Source organism: Parashewanella hymeniacidonis, assembly GCF_016900895.1.
Taxonomy (GTDB): domain Bacteria; phylum Pseudomonadota; class Gammaproteobacteria; order Enterobacterales; family Shewanellaceae; genus Parashewanella; species Parashewanella hymeniacidonis.
Genome location: NZ_JAFEUN010000252.1, coordinates 1 through 1,872, shown reverse-complemented (window position 1 = coordinate 1,872; position 1,872 = coordinate 1). Strand labels below are relative to the sequence as shown.

General features: G+C 49.0%; 1 protein-coding gene. It reads right to left on the bottom strand.

The window, feature by feature from the left end:
• On the bottom strand, positions 1-1,872 hold a 1,872-nt coding region (locus tag JQC92_RS22130), incomplete at both ends, for a hypothetical protein (protein WP_205001690.1).

Sequence of the window (1,872 nt, the reverse complement as noted above, 5' to 3'; positions counted from 1 at the left end):
GTAGCCCTTGTAGTGACACCCTTTTATCGTCTTCCTAATTGTTGTTATGGCTTGGGTTGAGGTTTTTAGCCCTTCCCTATGAAAGTAATGTTTACACACGCTCATCAATTCCGTGCTTATAGAATGATTAACTGTTATGGCGTTAAAGAATGCTTTTAACGCGCTTGCGGACGGCAGACCTTTGTGGCGGCACATACTGGCCACCGCAGCCAGCTTTGTCTTGCACAAGCGGCGGGTCGCACCTTTTAAATGCTCATCTTTGAAGAATATTTTCATTGCCGCTGGCGTGGGCAGACCTTTTTTGCGGCACATACTGGCCACCGCAGCCAGCTTTGTCTTGCACAAGCGGCCGTTATCACCTTTTAAATACTCAGCAGTGAAGAATGTGTTCAGCGCCGCTGGCGTAGGCAGACCTTTTTGGCAGCACATACTGGCCACCGCAGCCAGCTTTGTCTTGCACAAGCGGCCGTTATCATCTTTTAAATGCTCATCTTTGAAGAATGTGTTCAGCGCCGCTGGCGTAGGCAGACATTTTTGGCGGCACATACTGGCCACCGCAGCCAGCTTTGTCTTGCACAAGCGGCCGTTATCACCTTTTAAATACTCAGCAGTGAAGAATGCTTTCATTGCCGCTGGCGTGGGCAGACCTTTTTGGTGGCACATACTGGCCACCGCCTTCAGCCTTGTCAGGCACAAGCGGCCGTTTTCATCTTTTAAATGCTCATCTTTGAAGAATGTGTTCAGCGCCTCTGCCATGGGCAGACCTTTTCGGCAGCACATACTGGCCACCGCCTTCAGCCTTGTCAGGCACAAGTTACGTCCATCTTTCAGATGATTATCGTTGAAGAATGCTTCCAGTGCCGTTGGTGTGGGCAGACCTTTTTGGCAGCACATACTGGCCACCGCCTTCAGCTTTGTCAGGCACAAGCGGCCGTTATCATCTTTTAAATGCTCATCTTTGAAGAATGTGTTCAGCGCCTCTGCCGTGGGCAGACCTTTTCGGCGGCACATACTGGCCACCGCCTTCAGCCTTGTCAGGCACAAGCGGCCGTTATCACCTTTTAAATGCTCATCTTTGAAAAACATTTCCATTGCCTCTGCCATGGGCAGACCTTTTTTACAGCGCATACTGGCCACCGCAGCCAGCTTTGTCTTGCACAAGCGGCCGTTATCACCTTTTAAATACTCAGCAGTGAAGAATGTGTTCAGCGCCGCTGCCGTGGGCAGACCTTTTCGACCGCACATACTGGCCACCGCCTTCAGCCTTGTCAGGCACAAGTTACGTCCATCTTTCAGATGATTATCGTTGAAGAATGCTTTCATTGCCTCTGCCGTGGGCAGACCTTTTTGACAGCACACACTGGCCACCGCAGCCAGCTTTGTCTTGCACAAGCGGCCGTTTTCATCTTTTAAATGCTCATCTTTGAAGAATATGTTCAGCGCCTCTGCCGTGGGCAGACCTTTTTGGCGGCACATCGACATAACGTACGATAATTGAGGATGTTTAGCTATACACTCAATATCACTGTCGGATAGGTTTGCAAAGGCTGTTATTGCGCGTTTATTATCTTTAAATAGACCTTCAAACGCCGTCAGCTTTACCTTGCCAGTTGTTATAAATGTTATAGCCTTCTCGATGGTTTCAGGTTCTAGTTGGTCAGGAAGTTGAGTAAATAAAGGTTTGAGTTCTTTTTTAAGCTTTTCTGTATCTAAAACCAATTTATCTCGCTTGCTATTTTGCCGCTTTTTCTGGGAGCTAGGGGGAGCTCCTGCCTCTAAAGCCAGTTTCGCTCGCTTGGTCTTCTGCCGATTTTTCTGGGAGCTAGGGGGGACTCTTGGTCTTTTGTGTCCCCGCTTCAAAACGTCACCTTG